Source organism: Streptomyces sp. NPDC058665 (assembly GCF_042714995.1).
Lineage (GTDB): Bacteria > Actinomycetota > Actinomycetes > Streptomycetales > Streptomycetaceae > Streptomyces.
Map to the genome: position 1 here is coordinate 1 of NZ_JBHXRX010000067.1, position 24,397 is coordinate 24,397.

General features: G+C 69.9%; 24 protein-coding genes. 14 read left to right on the top strand and 10 right to left on the bottom strand.

Annotated elements, in window-relative coordinates; translation table 11 throughout:
- The first annotated feature begins 336 nt into the window (after positions 1 to 336).
- Positions 337 to 1,077, top strand: a complete 741-nt coding sequence (locus tag ACFWV8_RS31680; RefSeq protein WP_384211918.1) for a class I SAM-dependent methyltransferase — start codon at positions 337 to 339, stop codon at positions 1,075 to 1,077.
- A gap of 129 nt (positions 1,078 to 1,206) precedes the next feature.
- Here ACFWV8_RS31680 and ACFWV8_RS31685 read toward each other — a convergent pair whose 3' ends face one another.
- Positions 1,207 to 3,036 carry a bifunctional metallophosphatase/5'-nucleotidase gene (locus ACFWV8_RS31685; protein ID WP_384211921.1) on the bottom strand — a complete coding sequence of 610 codons (1,830 nt, stop codon included), beginning with the start codon at positions 3,034 to 3,036 and terminating at the stop codon, positions 1,207 to 1,209.
- A 202-nt stretch (positions 3,037 to 3,238) separates the two neighbouring features.
- Here ACFWV8_RS31685 and mshD point away from each other — a divergent pair, with 202 nt between their 5' ends.
- The 4 genes from mshD to ACFWV8_RS31705 all read left to right on the top strand — a co-directional run bounded on the left by mshD (position 3,239) and on the right by ACFWV8_RS31705 (position 6,599).
- Positions 3,239 to 4,159 carry a mycothiol synthase gene (gene mshD / locus ACFWV8_RS31690; RefSeq protein WP_384211924.1) on the top strand — a complete coding sequence of 307 codons (921 nt, stop codon included), beginning with the start codon at positions 3,239 to 3,241 and terminating at the stop codon, positions 4,157 to 4,159.
- Positions 4,160 to 4,255: 96 nt separating this feature from the next.
- On the top strand, positions 4,256 to 4,690 hold the full coding sequence (locus ACFWV8_RS31695; protein ID WP_384211927.1) for a GntR family transcriptional regulator: 435 nt from the start codon (positions 4,256 to 4,258) through the stop codon (positions 4,688 to 4,690).
- On the top strand, positions 4,687 to 5,598 hold the full coding sequence (locus tag ACFWV8_RS31700; RefSeq protein ID WP_384211929.1) for an ABC transporter ATP-binding protein: 912 nt from the start codon (positions 4,687 to 4,689) through the stop codon (positions 5,596 to 5,598). The genes ACFWV8_RS31695 and ACFWV8_RS31700 overlap by 4 nt, the downstream gene beginning before the upstream one ends.
- A complete protein-coding gene (locus ACFWV8_RS31705; RefSeq protein WP_384211931.1) occupies positions 5,595 to 6,599 on the top strand; it encodes a hypothetical protein in 1,005 nt (334 codons plus the stop codon). Before ACFWV8_RS31700 ends, ACFWV8_RS31705 begins: the two co-directional genes overlap by 4 nt.
- 97 nt (positions 6,600 to 6,696) lie before the next feature.
- Here the strand turns inward: ACFWV8_RS31705 and ACFWV8_RS31710 are convergent, their stop codons facing one another.
- Positions 6,697 to 7,734, bottom strand: coding sequence for a hypothetical protein (locus ACFWV8_RS31710; RefSeq protein ID WP_384211934.1), 1,038 nt, complete (start codon positions 7,732 to 7,734; stop codon positions 6,697 to 6,699).
- A 241-nt stretch (positions 7,735 to 7,975) separates the two neighbouring features.
- Positions 7,976 to 9,007, bottom strand: coding sequence for an LLM class flavin-dependent oxidoreductase (locus ACFWV8_RS31715; protein ID WP_384211937.1), 1,032 nt, complete (start codon positions 9,005 to 9,007; stop codon positions 7,976 to 7,978).
- A gap of 119 nt (positions 9,008 to 9,126) precedes the next feature.
- Here ACFWV8_RS31715 and ACFWV8_RS31720 point away from each other — a divergent pair, with 119 nt between their 5' ends.
- From ACFWV8_RS31720 to ACFWV8_RS31735, 4 genes are all read left to right on the top strand, one after another.
- Entirely contained in the window at positions 9,127 to 9,741 is a 615-nt protein-coding gene (locus tag ACFWV8_RS31720) for a TetR/AcrR family transcriptional regulator (protein ID WP_384211940.1), read from the top strand.
- Between the two features lie 362 nt (positions 9,742 to 10,103).
- The gene (locus ACFWV8_RS31725) at positions 10,104 to 12,329 is read left to right on the top strand and encodes an RNA degradosome polyphosphate kinase (RefSeq protein ID WP_384211943.1); all 2,226 of its coding nucleotides are present in this window, start codon (positions 10,104 to 10,106) and stop codon (positions 12,327 to 12,329) included.
- Complete coding sequence (locus tag ACFWV8_RS31730; RefSeq protein ID WP_384211946.1) at positions 12,295 to 13,458, top strand: CHAD domain-containing protein; 1,164 nt, start codon at positions 12,295 to 12,297, stop codon at positions 13,456 to 13,458. Before ACFWV8_RS31725 ends, ACFWV8_RS31730 begins: the two co-directional genes overlap by 35 nt.
- Positions 13,455 to 13,913 (top strand): NUDIX hydrolase, encoded by a 459-nt coding sequence (locus tag ACFWV8_RS31735; protein WP_384211949.1) that lies wholly within the window; start codon positions 13,455 to 13,457, stop codon positions 13,911 to 13,913. The genes ACFWV8_RS31730 and ACFWV8_RS31735 overlap by 4 nt, the downstream gene beginning before the upstream one ends.
- Here ACFWV8_RS31735 and ACFWV8_RS31740 read toward each other — a convergent pair.
- The 3 genes from ACFWV8_RS31740 to ACFWV8_RS31750 form a co-directional block, all read right to left on the bottom strand.
- A complete protein-coding gene (locus ACFWV8_RS31740) occupies positions 13,885 to 14,454 on the bottom strand; it encodes a hypothetical protein (RefSeq protein WP_384211952.1) in 570 nt (189 codons plus the stop codon). The two genes, ACFWV8_RS31735 and ACFWV8_RS31740, sit on opposite strands and share 29 nt — an antisense overlap.
- Before the next feature lie 34 nt (positions 14,455 to 14,488).
- Positions 14,489 to 14,935 carry a hypothetical protein gene (locus ACFWV8_RS31745; RefSeq protein ID WP_384211955.1) on the bottom strand — a complete coding sequence of 149 codons (447 nt, stop codon included), beginning with the start codon at positions 14,933 to 14,935 and terminating at the stop codon, positions 14,489 to 14,491.
- Positions 14,936 to 15,106: 171 nt separating this feature from the next.
- On the bottom strand, positions 15,107 to 16,009 hold the full coding sequence (locus ACFWV8_RS31750) for a phosphotransferase family protein (RefSeq protein WP_384211957.1): 903 nt from the start codon (positions 16,007 to 16,009) through the stop codon (positions 15,107 to 15,109).
- Between the two features lie 237 nt (positions 16,010 to 16,246).
- On the opposite strand from ACFWV8_RS31750, the gene pstS reads away from it, so the two are divergent.
- The 4 genes from pstS to pstB all read left to right on the top strand — a co-directional run bounded on the left by pstS (position 16,247) and on the right by pstB (position 20,386).
- Positions 16,247 to 17,380, top strand: coding sequence for a phosphate ABC transporter substrate-binding protein PstS (gene pstS / locus ACFWV8_RS31755; protein ID WP_384211960.1), 1,134 nt, complete (start codon positions 16,247 to 16,249; stop codon positions 17,378 to 17,380).
- Between the two features lie 107 nt (positions 17,381 to 17,487).
- Entirely contained in the window at positions 17,488 to 18,483 is a 996-nt protein-coding gene (pstC, locus tag ACFWV8_RS31760) for a phosphate ABC transporter permease subunit PstC (protein ID WP_329385765.1), read from the top strand.
- Positions 18,480 to 19,556, top strand: coding sequence for a phosphate ABC transporter permease PstA (pstA, locus tag ACFWV8_RS31765; protein WP_384211963.1), 1,077 nt, complete (start codon positions 18,480 to 18,482; stop codon positions 19,554 to 19,556). The genes pstC and pstA overlap by 4 nt, the downstream gene beginning before the upstream one ends.
- 53 nt (positions 19,557 to 19,609) lie before the next feature.
- A complete protein-coding gene (pstB, locus tag ACFWV8_RS31770; protein ID WP_384211966.1) occupies positions 19,610 to 20,386 on the top strand; it encodes a phosphate ABC transporter ATP-binding protein PstB in 777 nt (258 codons plus the stop codon).
- Positions 20,387 to 20,583: 197 nt separating this feature from the next.
- Here the strand turns inward: pstB and ACFWV8_RS31775 are convergent, their stop codons facing one another.
- Positions 20,584 to 21,582 (bottom strand): anion permease, encoded by a 999-nt coding sequence (locus ACFWV8_RS31775; protein ID WP_384211969.1) that lies wholly within the window; start codon positions 21,580 to 21,582, stop codon positions 20,584 to 20,586.
- A 5-nt stretch (positions 21,583 to 21,587) separates the two neighbouring features.
- Entirely contained in the window at positions 21,588 to 22,208 is a 621-nt protein-coding gene (locus ACFWV8_RS31780) for a DUF47 domain-containing protein (protein ID WP_052582416.1), read from the bottom strand.
- 209 nt (positions 22,209 to 22,417) lie between these two features.
- Here ACFWV8_RS31780 and ACFWV8_RS31785 point away from each other — a divergent pair, with 209 nt between their 5' ends.
- Positions 22,418 to 22,816, top strand: coding sequence for a metal-sensitive transcriptional regulator (locus ACFWV8_RS31785; RefSeq protein ID WP_384211972.1), 399 nt, complete (start codon positions 22,418 to 22,420; stop codon positions 22,814 to 22,816).
- A gap of 119 nt (positions 22,817 to 22,935) precedes the next feature.
- Here the strand turns inward: ACFWV8_RS31785 and ACFWV8_RS31790 are convergent, their stop codons facing one another.
- On the bottom strand, positions 22,936 to 23,112 hold the full coding sequence (locus ACFWV8_RS31790; protein ID WP_384211975.1) for a hypothetical protein: 177 nt from the start codon (positions 23,110 to 23,112) through the stop codon (positions 22,936 to 22,938).
- A 105-nt stretch (positions 23,113 to 23,217) separates the two neighbouring features.
- Entirely contained in the window at positions 23,218 to 24,051 is an 834-nt protein-coding gene (locus tag ACFWV8_RS31795; protein ID WP_384211978.1) for a hypothetical protein, read from the bottom strand.
- Between the last annotated feature and the right edge of the window lie 346 nt (positions 24,052 to 24,397).

Sequence of the window (24,397 nt, forward strand, 5' to 3'; positions counted from 1 at the left end):
GCACACCTACAACTACCATCGCGGCCACACCGCACTCGGAGGCAAGCCACCCATCACCCGCGTCAACAACCCTGCGAGTCAATACACCTAGGGCGTGTTTTAGAAGTCCCGTCGCCTGGCACGCGCGCTCGCCGCGTTGTCGGAGTCATCCAAGTACGTCCAGTACGAGGCTGATCCTCCGCCTTGCGATCGCACGCACCAGACGCCGTGGGCCCGCCCTACCGGGCGGACGACGCTACTTCTAAAACACGCCCTAGGGCTCGTCCGGCGGATCATGGGACGGCCAGTGCCCCAATCGTGTTGACCGCCCCTGGCAGGCAGTGCTGGAGTCGGAGCGTGGACAGCATCCCCGCCAACCGGCGGCTCTGGAACCGGATCAGCAGCGCCTACCAGCACGGGCACGACCCGCAGATCGGCGCCGCGCCCCGGCTGTGGGGCATGTATTCCATCCCCGACGCGCACCTGCACGCCCTGGGCGACGTCACCGGCAAGCGCGTCCTCGAACTCGGCTGCGGCGCCGGCCAGTGGTCCAGGGCGCTCGCAGCCGAGGGCGCCACCGTGGTCGGGCTCGACCTGTCCGAGGCCCAACTCGCCGCAGCGGCCCGCGAGATGGGAGCGGCCCGCTACCCGCTGGTGCAAGGCGCCGCCGAACAACTCCCCTTCGCCGCCGACAGCTTCGACCTGGTGTTCTGCGACTTCGGTGGGCTCAGCTGGGCGCCCCCGCACCTGGCCGTCCCGCAGGCCGCACGCGTCTTGGGCCGAGGCGGGCGCCTGGTGTTCAACGTCGCCGGCCCATGGTTCGAAGCTTGCTACGACGAAGCCGCCGGCCGCGTGACCACGACGCTGCGACAGGACTACTTCGGGCTGGACACCATCGCCGAAGACGACGGCGCGACCAGCTATCAGCTCACCTACGGCGACTGGGTCAGGGTCCTGCGCGGCGCGGGTCTCGTCATCGACGACCTCATCGAGCCGCGGCCCGAACTCGGAACACCCAACGGCTACAACGAAACCGACCCACCCGACTGGGCACACCGCTGGCCGGCGGAACTGCTCTGGGTAACCCACAAACCGTAAGCACCGCCACGCCGAGACGTGAAGGCATCCCCTCGCCGGACAGGCCCTAGGCCTACGCGACAGGCCCTACGCGTACGCGAAAGGGCGGCGGGACGTGTGTACGTCCCGCCGCCCCTCCCCGCTCAGTGACTACTTGATGATCGTGATCCGGTCCGTCGCCGGCGGCGCCAGCGGCGCCTCGGCCGTGGAGTGCGCCGCCAGGTAGGCGTTGAACAGGTCCAGGTCGGACGGGCCGACCAGCTTGTTCGTGCCCTGGCCCAGGGCCGCGAAGCCGTCGCCGCCGCCCGCGAGGAACTCGTTCATCGCGACGCGGTACGTCTTCGCCGGGTCGAGCGCCTCGCCGTTCAGCTTCACGGAGTCGGTGACGATCCGGGCGGCGCCCGTCTTGGTCATGTCCAGGGTGTAGGTGAAGCCCTTGGAGACCTGGAGGATCTTGTTGGACGCCTCGTTGGAGCCGCTGACCTGCTGCTGGAGCGCGGTGACGAGCTGCGCGCCGGTGAGGTCGACCACGTTCATCATGTTGGTGAACGGCTGGACGGTGAACGCCTCGCCGTACGTCACCACACCGTCGCCCTCGCCGCCGGACGCGGCGTACACGAGGTCGGCGCGGATACCGCCCGGGTTCATGAACGCCAGCTGCGCGCCGCCCTTGTCGGCCGCTGCCAGTCCTTCGAGCTGCGCGTCGGCGATGACGTTGCCGAGCGGCTGCTCCGGCGTACCGGCGCCGCGGCCGTTGATGTCGGCGGAGATGAAGCCCTGCGGGGCGCCCGCGATCGGGGCCGCGGTCTTGTTCCAGCGGGCGATCAGGTCGGTCATGTCCTTGGCCTTGGCCTGGTCACGGGTGACCACGTGGTTGGCCGACTTCACCTTCGTACGGACGATGTCCTTGGTCCGCAGGTCGTAGGTGAGCGTGGTGTCCGTGTAGACCTTGCCGAACGACGACGCCGACGTGACCATGCGGTCGTTGCCCGCCGGGTCGGGGACGGTGCACGCGTACGCCTGGTGCGTGTGGCCCGTGACCAGCGCGTCGACCTTCGGCGTGATGCCCTTCGCGATGTCCACGATCGGACCCGAGATGCCGTCGCCGGGGCCGGGGCTGTCGCAGTCGTAGTTGTACGAGGTGGAGGCCGGGGCCCCGCCCTCGTGGATGAGCGCGACGATGGACTTGACGCCCTGGCGGTCGAGCTCCTTGGCGTACTTGTTGACGGTCTCGATCTCGTCGTGGAACTTCAGGCCCTTGACGCCCTCGGCGGTGACGATGTTCGGGGTGCCCTCCAGGGTCACTCCGATGAAGCCGATCTTGACGCCGTTCTTCTTCCAGACGGTGTAGGGCTTGAGGACCGGCTTGCCGGACTTCTCGTACGTGGCGTTGGCCGCCAGGTAGGGGAAGTCGGCGCCCTTGAACTTCTTGCCCTTCTCGTAGCAGCCCTCCGTCGGGTGGCAGCCGCCCTTCTGAAGGCGGGTCAGCTCGGCGGCGCCCTCGTCGAACTCGTGGTTGCCCACGGCCGTGACGTCGAGGTCCATCTTGTTGAGCGCCTCGATGGTGGGCTCGTCGTGGAACAGCCCGGACAGCAGCGGGCTCGCGCCGACCATGTCGCCGGCCGCGGCGGTGACAGAGTACGGGTTGCCCTTGCGGGCGGTACGCAGCGAGCTCGCCAGGTACTCGGCGCCACCGGCGGGAACGGCCTTGACCGTGCCGTCGGCCTGGATCTCGTTGACATTCCCGGAGGACCCGGCGGGCGGCTCCAGGTTCCCGTGCAGATCGTTGAAGGAGAGCAACTGCACGTCCACGGTCCGGGGCTTGGGGTGCCCGTGCCCATGGCCCGGCCCGTGCCCGTTGCCCCACCCCTGCGCCCCGGCGGCGGGCGCTGCGGCGGCGAGTGCGCCGACCGTGACAAGTCCGGCCACGGCGGCCAGCACCCGCCGGGCCGCGCGGTTTTTCTGCGGTGTAGCTGACATCGGTCCCCTTGTTGCTTCCGCTTGTAAGTTCCGTGAGAGGGAGAAGAGCTGCGACGGGCAGCCTAAAGTCCACGCGCGTAGAGCAACAGGGGTGTTCTGGTTACGACCTGGTTGCCAATGGCCGTCAAGGGGCGGTCGTCGGGGCCGCCCGGGGCCGGGCGTGAATCCGGGGGAACGCGTGGGCGCGCCGTACCCTCGACGCATGGATGAAACGGCAGCCCTCGACCCGGGCCGGCAGATCGACACCCTTGACGAGATCACCCCTCAGCAGGCACGGGACGTGCTTGAGCTGCTCGACGCGGCGGCCCGTGCCGACGGGGTGCAGGCCGTGTCCGAGCAGGGGCGGTTGCAGTTGCGCGGAGGGCCGAGGGTCGGGGTGCGGCATTTTCTGCTGACCGTCGGCGGAGAGCTCCTGGGGTACGCCCAGTTGGAGGAGACCGACCCCGTCGAGGCGCCGGCCGCCGAGTTGGTCGTGCATCCGGCTCACCGGGGGCGCGGGCACGGGCGGGCGCTCGGGGCCGCGTTGCTGGCCGCGTCCGGGAAGCGGCTGCGCGTGTGGGCGCACGGGGGCAAGTCGGCAGCCCGGCATCTGGCGCAGGTGCTCGGGCTGTCCATGTTCCGTGAACTGCGCCAGTTGCGGCGGCCGTTGGAGCCCCTGAACATCCCGGAGCCGGTGCTGCCGGACGGTGTCACCGTCCGTACGTTCGTCCCCGGCCGGGACGACGCCGCCTGGCTCGCCGTCAACGCCGCCGCCTTCGCCCACCACCCCGAGCAGGGCGGACTCACCCAGCGCGACCTCGACGACCGCATGGCCGAGCCGTGGTTCGACCCGGAGGGCTTCTTCCTGGCGGAGCGGGACGGGCGGCTCGTCGGCTTCCACTGGACCAAGGTGCACGCCGCCGAACAGCTCGGCGAGGTGTACGTCGTCGGCATCAGCCCCGACGCGCAGGGCGGCGGTCTCGGCAAGGCGCTCACCGCGATCGGACTGCGGCACCTGGCCGCGCGGGGCCTGCCGACCGCGATGCTCTACGTCGACGCCGACAACACCGCCGCCGTGACGGTCTACGAGCGGCTCGGCTTCGCGACGCACGAGGTCGACCTCATGTACCGGACGGAGTCGTAGGCGCGGCTACCAAGCACCCGAAGGGGCGGTGGAGTTGACACCGCCCCTTCTCCGTTCCATGCTTTCACTACTTCCCTAGCGAAAGGGTGCTTGCGGGTGATCGAATTCCGCATCGACCGGCGCAGCGGTGTCGCCACGTACCTCCAGATCGTCCAGCAGACCAAACAGGCCCTCCGGCTCGGCCTGCTGGAGCCCGGCGACAAACTGCCCACGGCACGCGAGGTCGTGGAGGCCACCGCCATCAATCCCAACACCGTCCTCAAGGCCTACCGCGAGCTCGAACGCGAGGGACTGGCCGAGGGCCGCCGCGGCCTCGGCACCTTCGTACGCGGCACCCTCGGCGGCGACTCGGCCGACCACCGCGCCCTGCGCGCCGAGTTGCGCGCCGAACTCGCCGCGTGGACCGAACGGGCCCGCGCGGGCGGGCTGGAGAAGGACGACGTCACCGCCCTCTGCACCGCCGTCATCGACGAGCACTTCGACGGAAGTGCCACTACCACCGACCACCAGAAGCAAGGGGACCACTCATGACCGCCGCGGCGATCGAGGCGACCGGCCTCGGCAAGCGCTACCACAGGAGGGGCCGTTGGGCACTGCGGGACTGTTCCTTCCGGTTGCCCGCCGGCCGCATCTGCGCCCTCGTCGGTCCCAACGGCGCCGGCAAGTCCACTCTCCTCGCCCAGGCCGCGGGGCTGCTCCCCACCACCGAGGGCAGCGTGCGCGTCCTCGGCGAGCGGTCGGCCGACGCCCGCGACCGCGTCGCGTACGTCGCCCAGGACAAGCCCCTGTACGGGCAGTTGACGATCCACGACACCCTGCGCATGGGCCGCGAGCTGAACCCCGGCCGCTGGGACCAGGAGACCGCCGAGCGGATCGTCGCCGAGGGCCGGCTGGACCCCGCCGTACGCGTCCGTACCCTCTCCGGCGGCCAGCGCACCCGCGTCGCGCTCGCCCTCGCCCTCGGCAAACGCCCCGAACTGATGCTGCTGGACGAGCCGATGGCCGACCTCGACCCGCTCGCCCGCCACCGGCTCATGGGCACGCTCATGGCCGAGGCGGCGGAACACGACACCACCGTCGTGATCTCCTCGCACATCCTCACCGAGCTGGAGGGCACCTGCGACTACCTGCTGCTCCTCGACGGCGGGCACATCCGCCTCGGCGGCGAGACCGAGGACCTCCTGACCGCGCACCGGCTGGTCACCGGTCCCGTACGGGACCTCGCCCCGCACACGGTCGTGGAGTCCCGCACCACCGGCCGCCAGCTCACCGCGCTGATCCGCCCCGAAGGACCGGTCGACACCGACTGGGGGACGCCCCTGCACCCCTCCCTGGAGGACCTGTTGCTCGCCCATCTGCGCTCGCCCGACGCGCCTGTCCTGCTCACCCCGAGCGCCGAGGCGCGGAGCACCGAGCGGTCCGTGGCGGTGACCGCATGAGCGCGCTCCTCGAAGAACGGCCCCCGGCGACCGCGTCCGCCCGCCCCGGACTGCGCGGCCCCCTGTTGGTCTCCGTACGGCAGCACCGCACCGCCCTGCTGATCGGCGCCGGCGCGCTCGTCGCCGCCGTGCTGGTCCTCGTCGCGTACCGGATCTGGATCGGGAGCGTCGCGGACGACTTCGCGGCCACGGGCTGCGCGCTCTCCGGCCCCGACCGCCCGGAGTGCTTCCCGAAGTTCCGCGACTTCGACGACGACATGTTCGCTTTCGACCGGGCGTTGACGTACGGCAGCTACGTCCTTCAGTTCCTGCCCGGCGTGCTCGGCGCGTTCGTCGCGGGTCCCGTGATCGCGCGGGAGCTGGAGTCGGGGACGTACAAGCTGGCCTGGACGCAGTCGATGAGCCCGGCCCGGTGGCTCGCCTCGAAGCTGCTGCCGCTCGCGGTGCCGGGGCTGCTCCTCGTCGCACTGCTGACGGTCGTGCGCGCGTGGGCCGCCTCGTCGGTCCCCGGCAGCACTCCGTACCCCGAGAAGCCGTGGTACGAGCTGACCACCTACCTCTCGCTGGGCACCGCCCCGGTCGCGTACTCCCTGCTCGGGATCGCGGCCGGCGCGCTCGTGGGGCTGCTGGTGGGGCGCACCGTCCCCGCGATGTCCGTCGCCCTGCTGGTGCTCGGCGGGGTGTTCCTGGCCATGAACCGGGTACGGGACCGGCTCTGGCCGACCAAGGCCGCCACCAGCCCTCTGGACGGGTATCCGAAGACCGGCCGGACCGCGTGGACGCGGGACAACGGGCTGCTCGACGCCGACGGCGACCGGCTCCCCGACATGAACTGCGAGGTGGCGTGCCAAGCCAAGCGAGGCGCGACCGCCCGGTACCTCGACTACCACCCCGAGTCGCACTTCTGGCCGATCCAGCTCGTCGAGACGGGCATCGTGCTCGCGCTCGCGACGGCGTGCGTCTTCGCCGCGTTCGCGGTGCTGCGCCGACGCCACGGCTGACCGCCGGGACCGGCCAAGAAGAGGGTCCCGCCCGCCACCGGGGGGCGGGCGGGACCGGGGACGGCAGAGCGCCATTCCTTCATCTGTCTCCTGTCGCCTATGGCCGGCGGCGGTGCAGCTCCGCGAGCATCAGGGTCGGATCGTTTCCGGCCAGATTGGCGCCGTTGGTCACATAAACCCGTTTTCCTCGAACGGCGACGGCCGTGGTGCCCTGCATGCCGTCCTCGGCGTCCAGCAGGGTCTCTTGGGCGCCGTCCGCGCCGACCCGCACGAGTTTGCTGCTCTGGTTGATCGCGGCGAGGATCTCGGTACCCCGACCGGTGAAGTCGAAGTCGTCGATTCCCTCCAGCCCCGTGGCCCGGATCTCGGCGCGGCCGGAACTGCCGTCCTCGGTCACCGGGATTCGGACGATGGTGCCGCGGTCGGAGTTGCTCGCCCATACGGCGCCGTCGTGGATCTTCATGCCGTTGGCGCCGAAGAAGCCATTGGGCGCCAGGGCCGGGTCCGCCGACCACACGGAGGCTTCGCCGCCGCGCAGTGGGGCCTGCCAGATGCGTCCGCCGGTGGAGTCGGTGACCAGGAAGCGGTCCCGCTTGCCGTCGATGACCACCCCGTTCGGGAAGGTGTCGGCAGGCAGCGGCACGACGAGCCGGGGCTCACCGGAAGGACGGAGCTGCCAGATTCCGGTCAGTCCGCCCTGCCCGGAGGAGTAGAGGAAGTACCCGGCGCCGCTGTCCGACCGGGCAACCCCGGTGACCACGGGGCTCCCGACGACGGGGGTGGTGGTGCCGCCGCCCGGCGGTAGCGGCATGGTGGCGAGTACCTGGACGGCCCCGTCCGACGCCACCCGCACCACCTGGCGGGCGGGGATCATGCCGATGATCACGCTGCCGCCGGGCTCCAGGGCGATGCTCTCGGCGACCTGGCCGGCAGCCCGGTCGAAGTGGGCGAGGACGCGCACGTCGCCCAGGCGGGTGCCGGCAGCGTGGTCGCGGTACGTCGGGGTGGTGGCCGGGACCACGGTCGGTGCCGGGGTCGCGAGGGCCGCCGGGGGCGCGGCAGCTGCGGCGAGCAGGGTGGCGAGGCCGAGCGTGGCGGCGCGCCGGCGCAGCCTGGTGGGTCGGTGAGGGGACATGGTCTTCCTTTCGGGTGTGCGATGGAGAGGGTCCCGGGCAGGACGGGTCGCCCAACGGCCCGCGGGGGGGCGTCGGGGGGGGTGCCGATTGGCGCCGGGCCAGCCCCGGGGGTGCCGGTCCGTCCGCGCTTCGCCGCGCGGGCCGGTCCCGGACGAGGTGGAACGTTCCTGGCCGAGCACAGCCGGCAGCTCGAACTGCGAGACCGTGGCGCTGCCCGACGTGGGTGTCCGCGGTGTGCTCCTACTGCGCCGCGACGGGCGTGGGGATCTGTTCGGCGGCCACGGCGGCCAGTTCGAGGGACCGCATGCGGTCCGCCAACCGGTACATCTGGCTGGTGAGCATCAGCTCGTCCGCGCCGGTGCGCGCCAGCAACTCGGTGATGACGTCCCGCACGGTCCGCGGACTGCCGATCGCCTGCCCGCGCCTGCGCTGCCGGGAGAAGGCCAGGTCCTCCGCGGTCCAGTCGTGCGCGTCCGCCTCCTCCGGGGACGGCAGCAGGATCGGCCGGCCCGCCAGCATGCTGCGGAACATCAGGTCGGCGGAGCCGGCGAGCCGGGAGGCCTCCGCGTCCGTCACCGCGACGACGGTCAGCAGGGTGACCATCGCGTACGGCTTCGGGAAGGCCGCGGACGGCTCGAAGTGGCGCTTGTAGTGCTCGATCGCCGCCGCCGCGTCCCCGCGCCCGAAGTGGTGGGCGAAGGCGAACGGCACACCGAGGGCGGCTGCGAGCGAGGCGCCTGCGGGTGACGATCCGAGGATCCACACCGAGGGCGGCCGGATGGCCCGCGGGGACACGTACACCTGCTCGTAAGGGTGTGGCTGGGGGAACGAGCCGGTGACGAAACCCGCCAGTTGCACCACACGGTCGGCGAAGTCGTCCGCCTGGTAGTCCGCGAGCCCCCGCGCGAGCACGGCCCGGGTCCGCAGGTCCGGCACGGCGCGGCCGACACCGAGGTCGATCCGGCCCGGGTACAGGGCGGCGAGGGTGCCGAACTGCTCGGCGACGACGAGCGGGACGTGGTTGGGCAGCATGACCCCACCGGAGCCGACCCGGATACGCGAGGTAGCCGCGGCGACGGCGCCGACCGTGATCGCGGGCGCGGAGCTGCCGATGCCGGGCACGCCGTGGTGCTCGGCCATCCAGTAACGGGCGTAGCCGAGGCGCTCGGCGTGCCGCGCGAGCGCGATCGTGTCGGCGAACGCCGACTCAGCGGTGTGGCCGATGACCGTGGTGTCCAGCACGGAGAGCTGGACGGGTGGGATGGCGGACACGATTCTCCTTCCACCTTGCCGGCGCGGACTGTATCGCCTAGTACAGAAGATCTGCGGCAGACTGTATCAGCAAGTACAGAATCTCTGTACTGCGAGATACAGAAAATGGAGGAGGCGTCATGGGGCACATGCCGACCACCGCGCGGGGCCGCGCGACTAGAGCGCGCATCCTTGATTCGGCGGCAGACCTCATCCAGCGGCGCGGCGTCGCGGCGGTGACGCTGGACGATGTCGAACGCGCCGCGGGGGTCGGCCGCAGCCAGCTCTACCACTACTTCGACGACCGGGACGACCTCATCCGCTCCGTGGTCCACTCCACCGTGGACACGGTGTTGGCCGCCCAGGAACCACTGCTCCTGAAGGTCGACTCACTGGCCGGCATCGACCGCTGGTTCGACGCGATCGTGGCCAACGGGACACGGCAGGACGCGGTGGGCGGCTGCGCGATCGGCTCGTTGGCCAGCCAGATCGGCGGCCGGGACGACCTCACCCGACAGGCGTTCGTGGACGCCTTCGCACGCTGGGAGGCGCCTCTCATCGCGGGCCTGCGTCGGATGCAGGAGTCCGGCGAACTGCGCCCGGACACGGACGTGACGGAGCTGGCCGACCTCACCATGGCCGCGATCCAGGGCGGCCTCCTGCTGGCCCAGATCCGCCGCACACCGGACCAGCTCCGTCTCGCCCTGCGCGGCGCGCGGGCAGCGCTGGAGGACGAGCTCACCCCCCTGCCCTGAACGCGGTCCTTCTGCCCCTCGGCACGGGCGGCCCACTACGCCGTCCCGGGTCCGAATGGCCGGCGCCCACCCCGCCCGGGACCTTCTCGACGACGTGGCACATTCCGCTCGTATTCCGGCCCCGGCCCCCTGCGTTCACTTTCGTACGTACACCCGGCCCCACCTCGTACGACCGGACAACGACCCCGTGGAGCCCTGCCCCGCTTCCCTGCACGTCATGTCGCCGTTACCGGCCATTCAGACGCGCTTGCGACCCTCTCGGAATGCAGCCCGCTGTGCCCCCCGCTCCGAACGGCAGGTTCCGCCTCGCCCCCGCCGGTTCCGGCGCGCCCGTCGCGCCGTCCGCGCGGAACAATGGAGGTATGAGCCAGCAGCCTGCCGAGATCCCGGTCCACCCGCAACCGTCCGTCGGGTCCATCGCCGCACACCGGACCCACGCGGTCGGTGCGCCCACGTCCGATCTGGAGCCCGACCTCGACGGCGATCTCGACTCGTACGGTCAGGACGGCGACACCGAGGGAGGAGAGCTGCCCCAGGGCCGCTTCCTCGACCGCGAGCGAAGCTGGCTCGCCTTCAACGAACGCGTGCTGGAGCTGGCCGAGGACCCGGCCACACCGCTACTCGAACGGGCGAACTTCCTCGCCATCTTCGCGTCCAACCTGGACGAGTTCTTCATGGTCCGCGTCGCCGGCCTGAAACGGCGCATAGCGACCGGCGTCGCCACCCGTTCGGCCTCAGGGCTCCAGCCCCGCGAGGTGCTCGACCTGATCTGGACCCGGTCCCGGGAGCTCATGGCCCGGCACGCCGCCTGCTTCCAGCAGGACGTCTCCCCGGCGCTGGCCGACGAGGGCATCCATCTGATCCGCTGGGGCGACCTCACGGAGAAGGAGCAGGCGCGCCTGTTCACCCTCTTCCGGCAGCAGATCTTCCCCGTCCTGACGCCGCTGGCCGTGGACCCCGCGCACCCCTTCCCGTACATCTCGGGCCTCTCCCTCAACCTCGCCGTCGTCGTCCGCAACCCCGTCAGCGGCCACCGGCACTTCGCGCGCGTCAAGGTGCCGCCTCTGCTGACGCGCTTCCTGGAGGCTTCCCCGCAGCGGTACGTGCCGCTGGAGGACGTCATCGCGGCGCACCTGGAGGAGCTGTTCCCCGGGATGGAGGTGCTGGCGCACCACATGTTCCGGGTCACCCGCAACGAGGACCTGGAGGTGGAGGAGGACGACACGGAGAACCTCCTCAAGGCGCTGGAGAAGGAGCTCATGCGGCGCCGCTTCGGCCCGCCGGTGCGCCTGGAGGTCGAGGAGTCGATCGACCCGTACGTGCTCGACCTGCTGGTCCGCGAGCTGAAGGTCCGCGACGCCGAGGTGTATCCGCTGCCGGGGCCGCTGGATCTGACCGGGCTCTTCGGGATAGCCGGGCTCGACCGGCCGGAGCTGAAGTTCCCCAAGTTCATCGCGGGCACGCACCGCGACCTCGCGGAGGTGGAGTCGGCGTCGGCGCCGGACATCTTCGCGGCGCTGCGGGAGCGCGACGTACTGCTGCACCATCCGTACGACTCGTTCTCCACCTCCGTCCAGGCGTTCCTGGAGCAGGCGGCGGGCGACCCGGACGTGCTGGCGATCAAGCAGACGCTCTACCGGACGTCCGGCGACTCCCCGATAGTGGACGCGCTGATCGACGCCGCCGAGTCGGGCAAGCAGGTCCTGGTCCTCGTCGAGATCAAGGCCCGCTTCGACGAGCAGGCGAACATCAAGTGGGCGCGCAAGCTCGAAGAGGCCGGCTGCCATGTGGTGTACGGGCTGGTCGGGCTGAAGACGCACTGCAAGCTCTCGCTCGTGGTGCGGCAGGAGGGCGAGACCCTGCGCCGCTACAGCCATGTCGGCACCGGCAACTACCACCCGAAGACGGCACGGCTCTACGAGGACCTCGGCCTGCTCACGGCCGACCCGCACGTCGGGGCCGACCTCTCGGACCTCTTCAACCGGCTGTCCGGATACTCGCGGCGCGAGACATACCGCCGGCTGCTCGTCGCGCCCAAGTCGCTGCGCGACGGGCTGATCACACGGATCAACAAGGAAGCGGCGCACCACCGTTCGGGCCGGCCCGCCTATGTACGTTTCAAGGTCAACTCGATGGTCGACGAAGCGATCATCGACGCGTGCTACCGCGCGGCGCAGGCGGGCGTGCCGGTCGACATCTGGGTGCGGGGCATCTGTGCCGTGCGCCCCGGCGTGCACGGCCTGTCGGAGAACGTACGGGTGCGCTCCGTCCTCGGGCGCTTCCTCGAACACTCGCGGATATTCTCCTTCGGCAACGGCGGCGAGCCCGAAGTGTGGTTCGGCAGCGCCGACATGATGCACCGCAACCTCGACCGCCGTATCGAGGCTCTGGTACGGGTCACCGACCCCGCGCACCGTGCGTCCCTCACCCGGCTCCTGGAGACCGGCATGGCGGACGACACCGCCTCCTGGCATCTGGGGGCGGACGGGAACTGGACCCGGCACTCCGTCGACGCGGACGGCCAGCCGCTCAGGCACGTACAGGAAATGCTCATTGACGCCCGGAGGCGCCGGCGTGCAGCACCATGAAGCAGACACCGCCGGCTCGGTCGGTACCGCCCGGCCTGCCGGGCCCTCCCCCGCGAACGACGCCTTCGAGGCGACCGCGGGTCAGGTGCTCGCCGGGTATCTGAACACCCGGTGCGGGGACTTCCTGCGCAGCCTGCGGCTGTACGGGGAAAGCGGGTCGGACACGGCCGCTGCCGAGGAGGCGGCGTCGGCGCTGCGCTGCTCGGCGCGGCGGATCGGGGGCAGCCTGCACACGTTCCGAGTGCTGCTGGACCCGGCGTGGGCGGACCAGCTCCGGACGGAACTGGGCTGGCTGTCCGGCACCCTCGCGCAGGAGTACGCGTGCACGGCACGGCTGCACCGGCTGGTGTCGGCGCTGGCACGGCTCTCCGGGGCGGGTGCCGCAGGTGCGGCTGCGGTGCCGAGGGCCCGTACCAACGGCGAGGGCGCAGAAGGCGGCAAGGCCGGTCCGGGTCCGGAGAGCGGCGCCGAGCCGGGCTCGGGCGCGTCGGCGGCTCCGGGTGCGCTGACCGTGGGGGCCTCGCGCGCCGGGGCGTTGCTGGAGCGGCAGTTGACCCTCGCGCGTACGCGGGCGCACTCCGCGGCCCTTCAGGCGCTGGGCTCGTCGCGCTTCCACGCGGTGGCCGACGCCGTCGCCGTACTGGCCTCCGAGGTGCCGCTGGCGCCGGTCGCCGGGGCACCCGCCGCGGAGATCCTCGCGGCGCCGCAGAGCGCGGCCGAACGAAGACTCCTCGACGCGGTGTCCGTGCTGCCGCTGGCTCGCGCCGCGCACCCGTACAACGCGGAGGCCCTGATCCACGGCCTCTCCACGCCCTCGGACGGCGATACCCAGGACGCGCCGTGGCACCAGGTGCGGCTGCTGCTCAGACTGCACCGGTACGCCCAGGAGATCCGCCACGTGGGCGGCGCCCCGGACCCGGTGCTCGCCGACGCGGGCCGCGCCCTGGACCGGCACCGCGACGCGGCCGAGGCCGCAGCCGCGGCGGCGAACGCGGCCCGTACGCCGCGGATCGCCCCCGCGACGGCGTACGCGCTCGGCGTACTGCACGCGGACCAGCGCCACGAGGTGGAGGCGGCGCGCTACGAATTCCTCCAGATCTGGCAGCGGAGGGCGGCGACAGCCCCATGAGCGGGAGCGGTCCCAGGACCGGCACGGTCCTGGCGGCGGGCTGCGTGCTGTGGCGGAGGTCGCCGTACGGCGCGGACGGCACGGAGATCTGCCTGGTCCACCGGCCGAAGTACGACGACTGGTCGCACCCGAAGGGCAAACTGAAGCACGCGGAGGACGCGCTCGCGGGGGCGCTGCGCGAGGTCCTGGAGGAGACGGGCCACCACTGCGCCCCGGGCGCCCGGCTCGGCACCGTCAGCTATCTGGCCAACGGCCGCCCCAAGCAGGTCATCTACTGGGCGGCCGAGGCGACGGACGGTGCCTTCGCGGCGAACGACGAGGTGGACCGCATCCTCTGGCTCCCACCACCCACGGCCCGCGACCGCCTGACCCAGCCGCGCGACCGTCTGCTGGTGGACGCGCTGCTGGAGTCGCTGCCGGCGGAGGTCAGTCCTTCGCGCCGACGACATCCTTGACCGAGGTCGGACCCAGTTGCTTGGCACTGGCGTACTCCGGCATCGTCATCGGCCGGTCGAAGAGGAAGAACGACTGGTTCGTCCCGACCGTGAACTCCATGAACACACCCGTCGTGGCATCGAAGCCGTAGTACGTGTCGCACATCGAGCCCGCCGAGTACGTGCCGTCCATACCCGGCAGCGGCACGACCGCCTTGCCGTTGGTGTCGGAGTCCACCTTCTCCGTCGGCGTGAGCATCTGGCAGCGTGCGACCGGCATGCCCTTCATGACGAAGTAGCCGTACTCGCCCTTGGCGTTCTGGATGTAGACGTAGCTGAGCTTGCCCTTCTTGCCCCAGGTCTTCACCCACTGGTTGATGGCCTCCCGCGTCGGCGAGTACTCCATCCTCCCGGCGGGCTGGTTCGCCACGAGCTGGTCGTAGCTCTTCTGCTTGGCCTTGGTCTCCTTGCTCTGGCTGGAGTCGTCCTCGCAGGCGGCCAGACCCAGCATCAGGGTGAGCGCCGCCGCGGAGGCCATGGCGATTCGAGTGATCGTCTTCATGCTGTGCTGCCCCATTTCCCCGGAAGGCCGGTGCTCAGTTGGCGCACGTCGTCTTGTCGGCCCCGGCGTTCAGGCGGTACGGCAGGTCCTTGTCGCGGAAGGGGGCGCGGTGCTCCTGGGCGGCCTTCGAGTTGTACTCGTTGATCGACTCGGTCCGCGTCGCCTTCAGGGCCGTGATGGACTGGTCGATCTGGCCTCTGCGGGCGACCGAAGCGGCGTCCCGCTCCTCCTGGAGCGCCTCGATCGAACCCTCGGCGTTCTGCGCGGCCTCGCACAGGTCGAAGAACTCCTGGTAGCTCGACTGCCGGAAGGCGCCCGACCCGACGGTGTCCTCCCGCTCCTCGGCCGCGCCCCGGAACGGTGCGGTGATCCACCCCGCGCCCCCGAAGACGAACGTGCCGAAAACGGTCAGGATCGCCACCCCGAGTACGCAGCTGACGATCCACACCCGGAGCCGTGCTTCCTCGTGCCTGACTCCCATCCCACTCCCTCTCTCCCTGCCCGCACACCCCTCGCGAATACGAGCCGGCCACCGGCACTTCCGAGTGTGGGCGCCGCCCAACCGGCGTTCCATAGCAGGGAGTTGGAAAATGGATGTAATCACCCCCACCACGAGCCGCACGGGGCGGGTGATACGGGCGAGGCCGGCCGGCTAGCCGAGAGCCGCCCAGGGCGCGGGCGGCGAGGAGGCGAAGAAGCGCAGGATGCCGAGCAGCCGTGCGGCAGGGGGCGCCGTCCAATGGCGCTCACCCTGGACCGGCGCGGGGTTCCTCAGGCGGGCGAGCGCCCAGGTGAGGTGGTAGCGCAGGACGCGGGCCTCGAAGGCGTACTCACCCTCGCCCGCCGCACCGCCCTCGCCCGCCACACCCTCGCGGTAGCCGTCGAGCATCGCCGGGACGCCCGAGAGCGGTGTCTTGGCGAACTCGACCGCCGGGTCCGCCCACATCGCGTCGCCCCAGTCGACGATCCCCGTGAGCGTGAGCGGCCCGGGAGGTCCCGGGGCCACCAGCAGGTTCTGCGGGGCGATGTCGCCGTGTACGAGGACATGTGACACCCCGTCGGGGATCCGCTCGGCAAGACGGCCGAACCAGCCACTCAGCCAGCGCGCGGCCTCCGCGTCGAGCATGCCGTCCGCCAGCAGGCCCTCGACCAGCCGGTGCGGGGCCCCGGCATCGGGGTCGTACTCCACCGGAACACGGGCCGGCTCCCCCGCGCCCGCGGGCGTCACCCGGTGCAGCCGGGCCAGGTCCCGCCCCACGTCCCGGAAGACGCCCCTCACCTCACGCGACGCGTCACTCTCCACCCCGCCGGCGCCACCGCCGAGGCTCGCCAGGTCGACACCCGGAGCCCGCTCCAGCACCATGTACGGCACGTCCACGACCGTACGACTGTCGTCGAAGGCGACGAGCGCCGGCGTACGCACACCGGCCGCCCGCGCGACGGGAATCACCGCCGCCTCCTTAAGCAGGTCCGCGGCGAATTCCTCCGTACGCGGGACCCGCAGCACGAGATCCGGCCCCAGGCGATATGTCCGGTTCGCGACCCCCGACAGCATCGGGCGCACATTCTCCGCCGCCACGCCGTGTCGGGCCGCGATCAGGGCCGGAGCCGCACCAGGCTGTCCGTCACGGTTCACCTCCCGTTCACTCCCATCCGTCAGCCACTTCACCTGATCTGCCTAATTTCGGCCTTACACGGTGACCGGCACACCGCCGGACCCACCAACTCGACGCACGCCGCCGTAGAAGTGCGAACAACCGCACACAGGCGGCTTCTGGAAGGAACACCCGAAGTGAAGCTTCAGCGCAAGAACCGGCTGCGCGCCACCGCGCTCGGTGCCCTCGCCGTCTCCGGCGCCCTGGTTCTCTCGGCGTGCGGCTCGGACGACAACACGAAGGAATCCGACGGCGGCGACACGACCGCGGCGGCGTCCAGCATCAAGTGTGACGACGCCAAGGGCCAGATCCTTGCCGCCGGATCGAGTGCCCAGAAGAACGCGATGGACCTCTGGGTCAAGAACTTCCAGCAGGCCTGCGCCGGCGTCGAGATCAACTACCAGCCGATCGGTTCCGGCGGCGGTATCACCAAGTTCACTCAGGGCCAGGTCGCCTTCGCGGGCTCCGACTCCGCCCTGAAGCCCGAGGAAGTCACCGCCTCCGAGGAAGTCTGCAAGGGCGGCAAGGGCATCAACCTCCCGATGGTCGGCGGCCCCGTCGCCATCGGCTTCAACGTGCCCGGTGTCGACAGCCTCGTCCTGGACGCCCCGACCCTCGCCCAGATCTTCGACTCGAAGATCAAGAAGTGGGACGACAAGGCGATCGCCGACCTCAACCCGGACGCCAAGCTCCCGAGCACCGCGATCCAGGCCTTCCACCGCTCGGACGAGTCGGGCACCACGCAGAACCTGAACAAGTACCTCAAGGCCGCGGCCCCGGCCGACTGGAAGTACGACGACAGCTCGAAGTCGTGGGAGGCCAAGGGCGGCCAGGCCGCCAGCGGCTCCTCCGGCGTCGCGTCCAGCGTCAAGGACACCGAAGGTGCCATCGGCTACTTCGAGCTCTCCTACGCGACCGCCAGCAACCTGACCACCGTCAAGGTGGACACGGGCGCCGGCGCGCCGGTCGAGGCCACCACGGAGAACGCCTCCAAGGCCATCGCCGCCGCCAAGGTCAAGGGCACGGGCAGCGACCTGGCCCTGGAGCTGGACTACGCCACCAAGGCCGAGGGTGCCTACCCGATCATCCTGGTGACGTACGAGATCGCCTGTGACAAGGGCAACAAGGCCGAGACCCTGCCCAGCGTCAAGGCGTTCCTCAACTACACCGTCAGCGAAGAGGGCCAGAAGGTCCTGAGCGAGGCCGGCTACGCCCCGCTCCCGACCGAGATCACGGCCAAGGTCCGCGAGATCGTCCCCACCCTGTCCTGACCCCCGGACGTGGCCGGTCCCTCTGAACAAGAGGGGCCGGCCACGTCTTCCGGTGCACCGCCGCCAGGAGCCGCGACCCGGCTCCGCAGACCGGAGAAAAAACCCAGATGGAAACAGAAGCCGCACCCAACGACGCACCACCACCCCCCACTCTCGACAAGGGCGCGCCCAAGGCGCCGAAACAGCTCGGCGACCGGATCTTCCTGGGTCTGTCCCGGGGTTCCGGTATCACCCTGCTGGTCATCATGGCCGCCATCGCCGCGTTCCTCAGCTATCGCGCCGCGCTCGCGATCGCGGAGGACGAGGGGAACTTCCTCACCACCTTCGAGTGGAACCCGCAGGGCGAGCAGCCGGTCTTCGGTATCGCCGTCCTCACGTTCGGCACCATCGTCAGCTCGATCATCGCCATGGTGATCGCCGTCCCGATCGCCATCGGCATCGCGCTCTTCATCTCGCACTTCGCGCCCCGCCGGCTCGCCTCCCCGATCGCCTACCTGGTCGACCTGCTGGCGGCCGTGCCGAGCATCATCTACGGCCTCTGGGGCGCCGTCTTCCTCGTCCCGTACCTCGACGGCCTCAACAAGTGGCTCAACGAGTACTTCGGCTGGACGTACATCTTCGAGAAGACGAGCGAGGGAATCGCCCGCAACCTGTTCACCGTGGGCATCCTGCTGGCGATCATGATCCTCCCGATCATCACCAACGTCATACGCGAGGTCTTCCTCCAGTCGCCGAAGATGCACGAGGAAGCCGCTCTGGCCCTCGGTGCCACGCGCTGGGAAGTCATCAGGATGTCGGTCATCCCGTTCGGCCGCTCCGGCATCATCAGCGCCTCGATGCTGGGCCTCGGGCGCGCGCTCGGCGAGACGATGGCCGTCGCCGTCGTCCTCTCGCCGAACTTCCTGCTCTCCCTGCACATCCTCGACGCGGGCGGCGGCACCTTCGCGCAGAACATCGCCGCCAAGTTCAACGAGGCGAACGAGTTCGGCCGCGACGCCCTCATCGCCTCCGGCCTGGTCCTCTTCATCATCACACTGCTGGTCAACGGCGCGGCCCGCATGATCATCGCCCGCCGCAAGGAGTACTCGGGGGCCAACGCATGAGCCACACGCTTCAGGACAAGCGGCCCGCGGTCGCCGACGACCCCCAAGGCTCGCTCTCCGGCGCGCGCATGCCCCGCTGGGCCCCGCCGGCCATCGCCGCCGGCTCCGCGGTGCTCGGCTGCCTGATCGGTGTGGTGGGCGGTCTCGACAGCAAGATCCAGTGGGGCCTGCTGGCCGTGCTGATCTTCATCGCCGGCACGTACTTCATCACCGCCAAGGTGGAAGGCCCCCGCCAGGGCAAGAACCAGGTCGCGACCAGCCTCGTCTGGGTCTGTTTCCTCCTGGCCGTCGTGCCGCTGCTGTCGCTGGCCTGGACAACCGTCAGCAAGGGCTCATCGGTCGTCGACGGGTACTTCCTGTCCCACTCGATGAGCGGACTCCTCGACACGGACGAGGGCGGCGGCATCTACCACGCGCTGCTCGGCACCATCGAGCAGGTCGCGATCGCCTCGGTGATCGCCACGCCGATCGGTCTGCTGACCGCCGTCTACCTCGTGGAGTACGGGCAGGGCAGGCTCTCCCGCGCGGTCACCTTCTTCGTGGACGTGATGACCGGTATCCCCTCGATCGTCGCCGGTCTGTTCGTCCTCAGCCTGTGGATCGTGATCCTCGACTTCGGCTTCTCCGGCTTCGCCGGCGCCCTGGCGCTCTCGATCCTGATGATGCCGGTGATCGTGCGCTCGACCGAGGAGATGCTTAAGCTCGTTCCGAACGAGCTCCGTGAGGCGTCGTTGGCACTGGGTGTGCCGCAGTGGCGCACCATCCTCAAGGTGGTCCTGCCGACGGCGATCGGTGGCATCACCACCGGCGTGATGCTCGCGGTGGCCCGTATCACCGGCGAGACCGCGCCCGTGCTGCTGCTCGTGTTCGGTACGAAGCTGATCAACTCGAACCCGTTCGACGGCGCCCAGTCGTCACTGCCGCTGTATGTGTACGAGCAGTACGCGGTCGGCACCGACGCCTCGCACGCGCGCGCCTGGGGAGCGGCGCTCGTACTGATCGCCTTCGTCATGCTCCTCAACCTGGTGGCCCGCGGCATCGCCCGCTGGAAGGCCCCCAAGACCGGCCGCTGAGGCCCCGAAATCCGGCTCCGCCGAGCGGGGTCACGCAGAAAGCAGTGATTCAGATGGCCAAGCGAATCGACGTCAGCGGCCTGACCGCGTACTACGGCACCCACCGGGCGATCGACGACATCTCCATGACCGTCGAGCCCCGCTCCGTGACGGCCTTCATCGGCCCGTCCGGCTGCGGCAAGTCCACGTTCCTCCGCACCCTCAACCGTATGCACGAGGTCACGCCCGGTGGCCGCGTCGAGGGCAAGGTGCTCCTGGACGACGAGAACCTGTACGGCGCCAATGTCGACCCGGTCGCCGTGCGCCGCACGGTCGGCATGGTCTTCCAGCGGCCCAACCCGTTCCCGACCATGTCGATCTTCGACAACGTCGCGGCGGGCCTCAAACTCAACGGCAAGTACCGCAAGAGCGAGCTCGGGAACATCGTCGAGAAGTCCCTCAAGGGCGCCAACCTCTGGAACGAGGTCAAGGACCGCCTCAACAAGCCCGGCTCCGGCCTCTCCGGCGGTCAGCAGCAGCGCCTGTGCATCGCCCGCGCCATCGCGGTCGAGCCGGACGTACTGCTGATGGACGAGCCGTGCTCGGCGCTCGACCCGATCTCGACGCTCGCGATCGAGGACCTGATCGGTGAGCTCAAGGAGCGCTTCACGATCGTCATCGTGACGCACAACATGCAGCAGGCGGCGCGGGTCTCGGACCGTACGGCGTTCTTCAACCTGTCCGCCGTCGGCCAGCCCGGCAAGCTCATCGAGATCGACGAGACGGAGCGCATCTTCGCCAACCCGTCCGTGCAGGCCACGGAGGACTACATCTCCGGCCGCTTCGGATAGGCCCCGGCAGGAAAGCCGTCCTGCGGTGCTGCATGGCGGTGCCACCGCAAGGCGAAGGGCCCGCCCTCTCTCCCAGGGGGCGGGCCCACTCATGTTCCACGGGGTACGGGGTATGGCTCCGGGGGTTACGGGGTTACGGGGTTACGGGGTCACGGGGTCACGGCCCTGGGGCCCACCCAGCCATCGGCCATCGGCGCTCAGCCGAAGGCCAGGTTCACTATCCAGAAGCTCAGCGCGGCGACGAGCGCCGCCGCCGGCATCGTGATGAACCAGCCCATGACGATGTTCTTCGCGACACCCCACCGCACCGCGTTCACCCGCTTCGTCGCACCGACGCCCATGATCGCCGAGGTGATCACGTGCGTCGTCGAGATCGGTGCGTGGAAGATGAAGGCGGAGCCGAACATGATCGACGCCCCCGTCGTCTCCGCGGCGAACCCCTGCGGCGGATCCAGCTCGATGATCTTGCGGCCCAGCGTCCGCATGATGCGCCAGCCGCCCGCGTACGTACCGAGCGAGAGCATCACCGCACAGGCGATCTTCACCCAGACCGGGATCTCGTCGCCCTGCCCCTCGACATCGGCGATGACCAGCGCCATCACCACGATGCCCATCGTCTTCTGCGCGTCCTGGAGACCGTGGCCCAGCGCCATCCCGGCCGCCGAGACGGTCTGCGCTATCCGGAACCCGCGCTTGGCCTTGTGCGGATTGGCGTGCCGGAACATCCACATGATGCCGACCATCACCAGATAGCCGATGAGCAGACCGACGATCGGCGACAGGAACATCGGGATGACGATCTTCTCCAGCACCCCGGTCCAGATCACGTCGGTCCCGCCCGCGAGCGCCGCGCCCACCAGGCCGCCGAAGAGCGCGTGGGACGAGGAGGACGGCAGACCGTAGTACCAGGTGATCAGGTTCCAGACGATCGCCCCGACCAGCGCGGCGAAGAGGATCCCCATCCCTCGCTGCCCGTGCGGGGTCTCGATCAGCCCTTCGCTGACGGTCTTGGCGACGCCCTGGCCGAGAAACGCCCCTGCGAGATTCATCACCGCGGCCATCGCGAGCGCCGCGCGCGGGGTCAGAGCACGCGTTGACACCGATGTCGCGATGGCGTTCGCGGAGTCGTGGAAGCCGTTGGTGTAGGTGAAGCCGAGCGCGACAGCGATGGTCACGACCAGGGCGAAGGTGTCCACGTGGTTCAGGACTCCTTGACCGCGATCGTCTCCACCGTGTTCGCGACGTGCTCGAACGCGTCGGCGGCCTCCTCCAGCACATCCACGATCTGCTTGAGCTTCAGCACCTCCATGGCGTCGTACTTGCCGTTGAAGAGCTGGGCGAGCAGCTTGCGGTGGATCTGGTCGGCCTGGTTCTCCAGGCGGTTGACCTCGATCCAGTACTCGGTGAGGTTGTCCATCGTCCGCAGATGCGGCATGGCCTCGGCGGTCAGCTCCGCCGCCCGCGCCAGCACCTCGATCTGCTGCTCGACGCCCTTGGGCAGCTCCTCGACCTGATAGAGGACGACCAGGTCGACGGCCTCCTCCATGAAGTCCATGATGTCATCGAGGGACGAGGCGAGGTTGTAGATGTCCTCGCGGTCGAACGGCGTGATGAACGAGGAGTTCAGCTGGTGGAAGATCGCGTGCGTGGCATCGTCCCCGGCGTGCTCGGCCGCCCGCATCCGCTCCGCGATCTCGGCTCTGGCGGACGAATCCGCTCCGAGCAGTTCCATGAGGAGCTTGGAGCCCGTGACGATGTTGTCCGCGGACGCGGCGAACATGTCGTAGAAGCTCGTCTCCCTGGGGGTCAGACGAAAGCGCACGGGGGATCCTCGGGTTACATGGAATTCGGTCAGGGTGATGCTAAGCGCATCATCCGGCCACGGCTAACCGGTGTTCTTCAGTGTGCTGCATAGGACACGACGATCATGACGTGCCCCTGCCCCTTCGTGCGCGACTGGGTACCATATACCTACCTGGGGTATTTTCTCCCTTTCGGACATTTACCTCGAACACCAACCAGGAGGACGCGATGACGACCACCGAGGCGGCCGGCGCGGCGACCAACGACGCGACCTCCGGCACGACCGCGACGGGAACCACGGCCACGGCGGTCGGCGACGAGATCGTCACCGACCACGACCGCGGTGTGCACGGCTACCACAAACAGAAGGACGAGCACCTCAAGCGGCTCCGCCGGATCGAGGGCCAGATCCGCGGTCTCCAGCGGCTCGTGGACGAGGACGTCTACTGCATCGACATACTCACCCAGGTCTCGGCCTCCACGAAAGCCCTCCAGTCCTTCGCGCTCCAGCTGCTGGAGGAGCACCTGCGGCACTGCGTCGCGGACGCGGCGGTCAAGGGCGGCGACGAGATCGACGAAAAGGTGCAGGAGGCCACGAAGGCGATCGCGCGGCTGCTGCGTACCTGACGGGCTGACGGACCGGGGCAGGGACGGGGGCAGGGACCGGGCGGACTCCGAACGTACTCAGCAGCTCAGCGGGCTCAGCGCGTCGGGTGCGTTCGGTACGGTCGGTGCGTTCAGTGGGCTCAGCAGCACGCTGATCTCTCGGCGCGCTCCACGCCCACCTTCAGCACTTCGTCGATACGGTCCGGACTGAGCCGCTCGCCGTCCGCGGCCGACGCCGCGATCATCAGCTCTCCGCAGAGTTCGATCTCGGCGAGGGCCACGTGGTCCTGGACGGTCGGAGTGCGCGACAGAGCCACGTGCGTTCACCACTTCCTGCCGGTGTCGTCTTCCTGGCGGTGTCGACTGCCGACTTCCTAGGGTAAGGAGGGTGAGACGTGACGCGCATGGCACGTCCGGACCATTTACAGCTTGATCTTCCCGGTGAAGATCTGGTCCTTCGGGGGGAGTCGCACCCCGAAGGACACCCCGAACTCGTACAGGAGTGTGGTGGACGCGACAGCGACCGTACGCCCTTGATTCTGGTAGCTGAACTGGTGCCTGACCTTGCGTAGCCGCCCCGCGTCGTCCAGATAGGCATCGAAAGGCACGACGTCCTCGGCGAAGCCCCGTGCCGCCGCGGCCAGCGCGTCGCGCGCGTACGGCGCCGCCCGCTTCGCGGCCCGCCCGATGTCGGTGACGCCCCGGTAGTGCGACACCCGGACCCCGGCCAGCTCCTGCTGACCGACGTAGGCCACGCCCTTGGCGGCACGCAGCAGTTCGGCGGCGGTCAGCGGATCGGTGGCGCCGCCGGTGACCAGATTGCCGTCGTCGAGGGTCGTGGAGTCGAGCATGACCCACTTGTCGTCGGGCACTCCGGCGCCCCGGTTCTTCATGTAGAGGGCGGCCGGGGCGAGCAGTTCGGAGATGGGCCGGTGTTCCTCGGCGCCCGCGGGGTCCGTGGGCAGCACGACCGAGAGCTGCCCCATCCGTTTACGGAAGTCGTACCGCCCCTCGCCCCTGATGGTCACGCGCGTCCCGCCCGTCGCCATCACCAGTGAGGTCCGGGCCTTGGAACTGCCCGCGTCGACCAGCACGTCGGCGGATCTGAGGACGGCGGCCGGGTCACCGACGGGCCGGTCGTCGGCGGCCATGACGCCCTCACTCCCGGAACAGCCGGCGCTCCCCGCCACGACTCCCACCACCGTCACGGCAGCGGCGACGACCGCCACGCCCTTGCGTCTGTGCTGCTGCACCATCGCCTGCCAACCCCCAACGCCCTACCGTTGCTTGCAGTTGTCCGCCGTCGCTCGCCGTTGCTCGTGCTGTCCGTCCGAGAGCCGCCCTGTCCCCATAACGACGCCCCGCGCGCGTCGTCACGCACCACCGCGTGGCCAGGGACGCGCGCGCGAGTACGGTGTGAAGGTGCGCGACCATGAGAGGTCGGATCCGCCCGCCTCCCCCCACGAACGCCACTTCACATCGACCTTCGAACGAGGCTCGTTCTTAACCGCCCGCTGCACATGCGGCTGGTCGGGACCGGCCCGGCGCTCCCGCGACCGGGCGAGAACGGACGCCGCGTCCCATCAGGCGGGACACTGACCG

Coding starts and splice junctions, on each gene's coding strand:
- ACFWV8_RS31685 (WP_384211921.1), bottom strand. CDS start 3,036: ATGTCAGCTACACCGCAGAAAAACCGCGCGGCCCGGCGGGTGCTGGCC.
- mshD (WP_384211924.1), top strand. CDS start 3,239: ATGGATGAAACGGCAGCCCTCGACCCGGGCCGGCAGATCGACACCCTT.
- ACFWV8_RS31700 (WP_384211929.1), top strand. CDS start 4,687: ATGACCGCCGCGGCGATCGAGGCGACCGGCCTCGGCAAGCGCTACCAC.
- ACFWV8_RS31705 (WP_384211931.1), top strand. CDS start 5,595: ATGAGCGCGCTCCTCGAAGAACGGCCCCCGGCGACCGCGTCCGCCCGC.
- ACFWV8_RS31710 (WP_384211934.1), bottom strand. CDS start 7,734: ATGTCCCCTCACCGACCCACCAGGCTGCGCCGGCGCGCCGCCACGCTC.
- ACFWV8_RS31720 (WP_384211940.1), top strand. CDS start 9,127: ATGGGGCACATGCCGACCACCGCGCGGGGCCGCGCGACTAGAGCGCGC.
- ACFWV8_RS31725 (WP_384211943.1), top strand. CDS start 10,104: ATGAGCCAGCAGCCTGCCGAGATCCCGGTCCACCCGCAACCGTCCGTC.
- ACFWV8_RS31735 (WP_384211949.1), top strand. CDS start 13,455: ATGAGCGGGAGCGGTCCCAGGACCGGCACGGTCCTGGCGGCGGGCTGC.
- ACFWV8_RS31740 (WP_384211952.1), bottom strand. CDS start 14,454: ATGAAGACGATCACTCGAATCGCCATGGCCTCCGCGGCGGCGCTCACC.
- ACFWV8_RS31745 (WP_384211955.1), bottom strand. CDS start 14,935: ATGGGAGTCAGGCACGAGGAAGCACGGCTCCGGGTGTGGATCGTCAGC.
- ACFWV8_RS31750 (WP_384211957.1), bottom strand. CDS start 16,009: ATGCTGTCGGGGGTCGCGAACCGGACATATCGCCTGGGGCCGGATCTC.
- pstC (WP_329385765.1), top strand. CDS start 17,488: ATGGAAACAGAAGCCGCACCCAACGACGCACCACCACCCCCCACTCTC.
- pstA (WP_384211963.1), top strand. CDS start 18,480: ATGAGCCACACGCTTCAGGACAAGCGGCCCGCGGTCGCCGACGACCCC.
- pstB (WP_384211966.1), top strand. CDS start 19,610: ATGGCCAAGCGAATCGACGTCAGCGGCCTGACCGCGTACTACGGCACC.
- ACFWV8_RS31785 (WP_384211972.1), top strand. CDS start 22,418: ATGACGACCACCGAGGCGGCCGGCGCGGCGACCAACGACGCGACCTCC.
- ACFWV8_RS31795 (WP_384211978.1), bottom strand. CDS start 24,051: ATGGTGCAGCAGCACAGACGCAAGGGCGTGGCGGTCGTCGCCGCTGCC.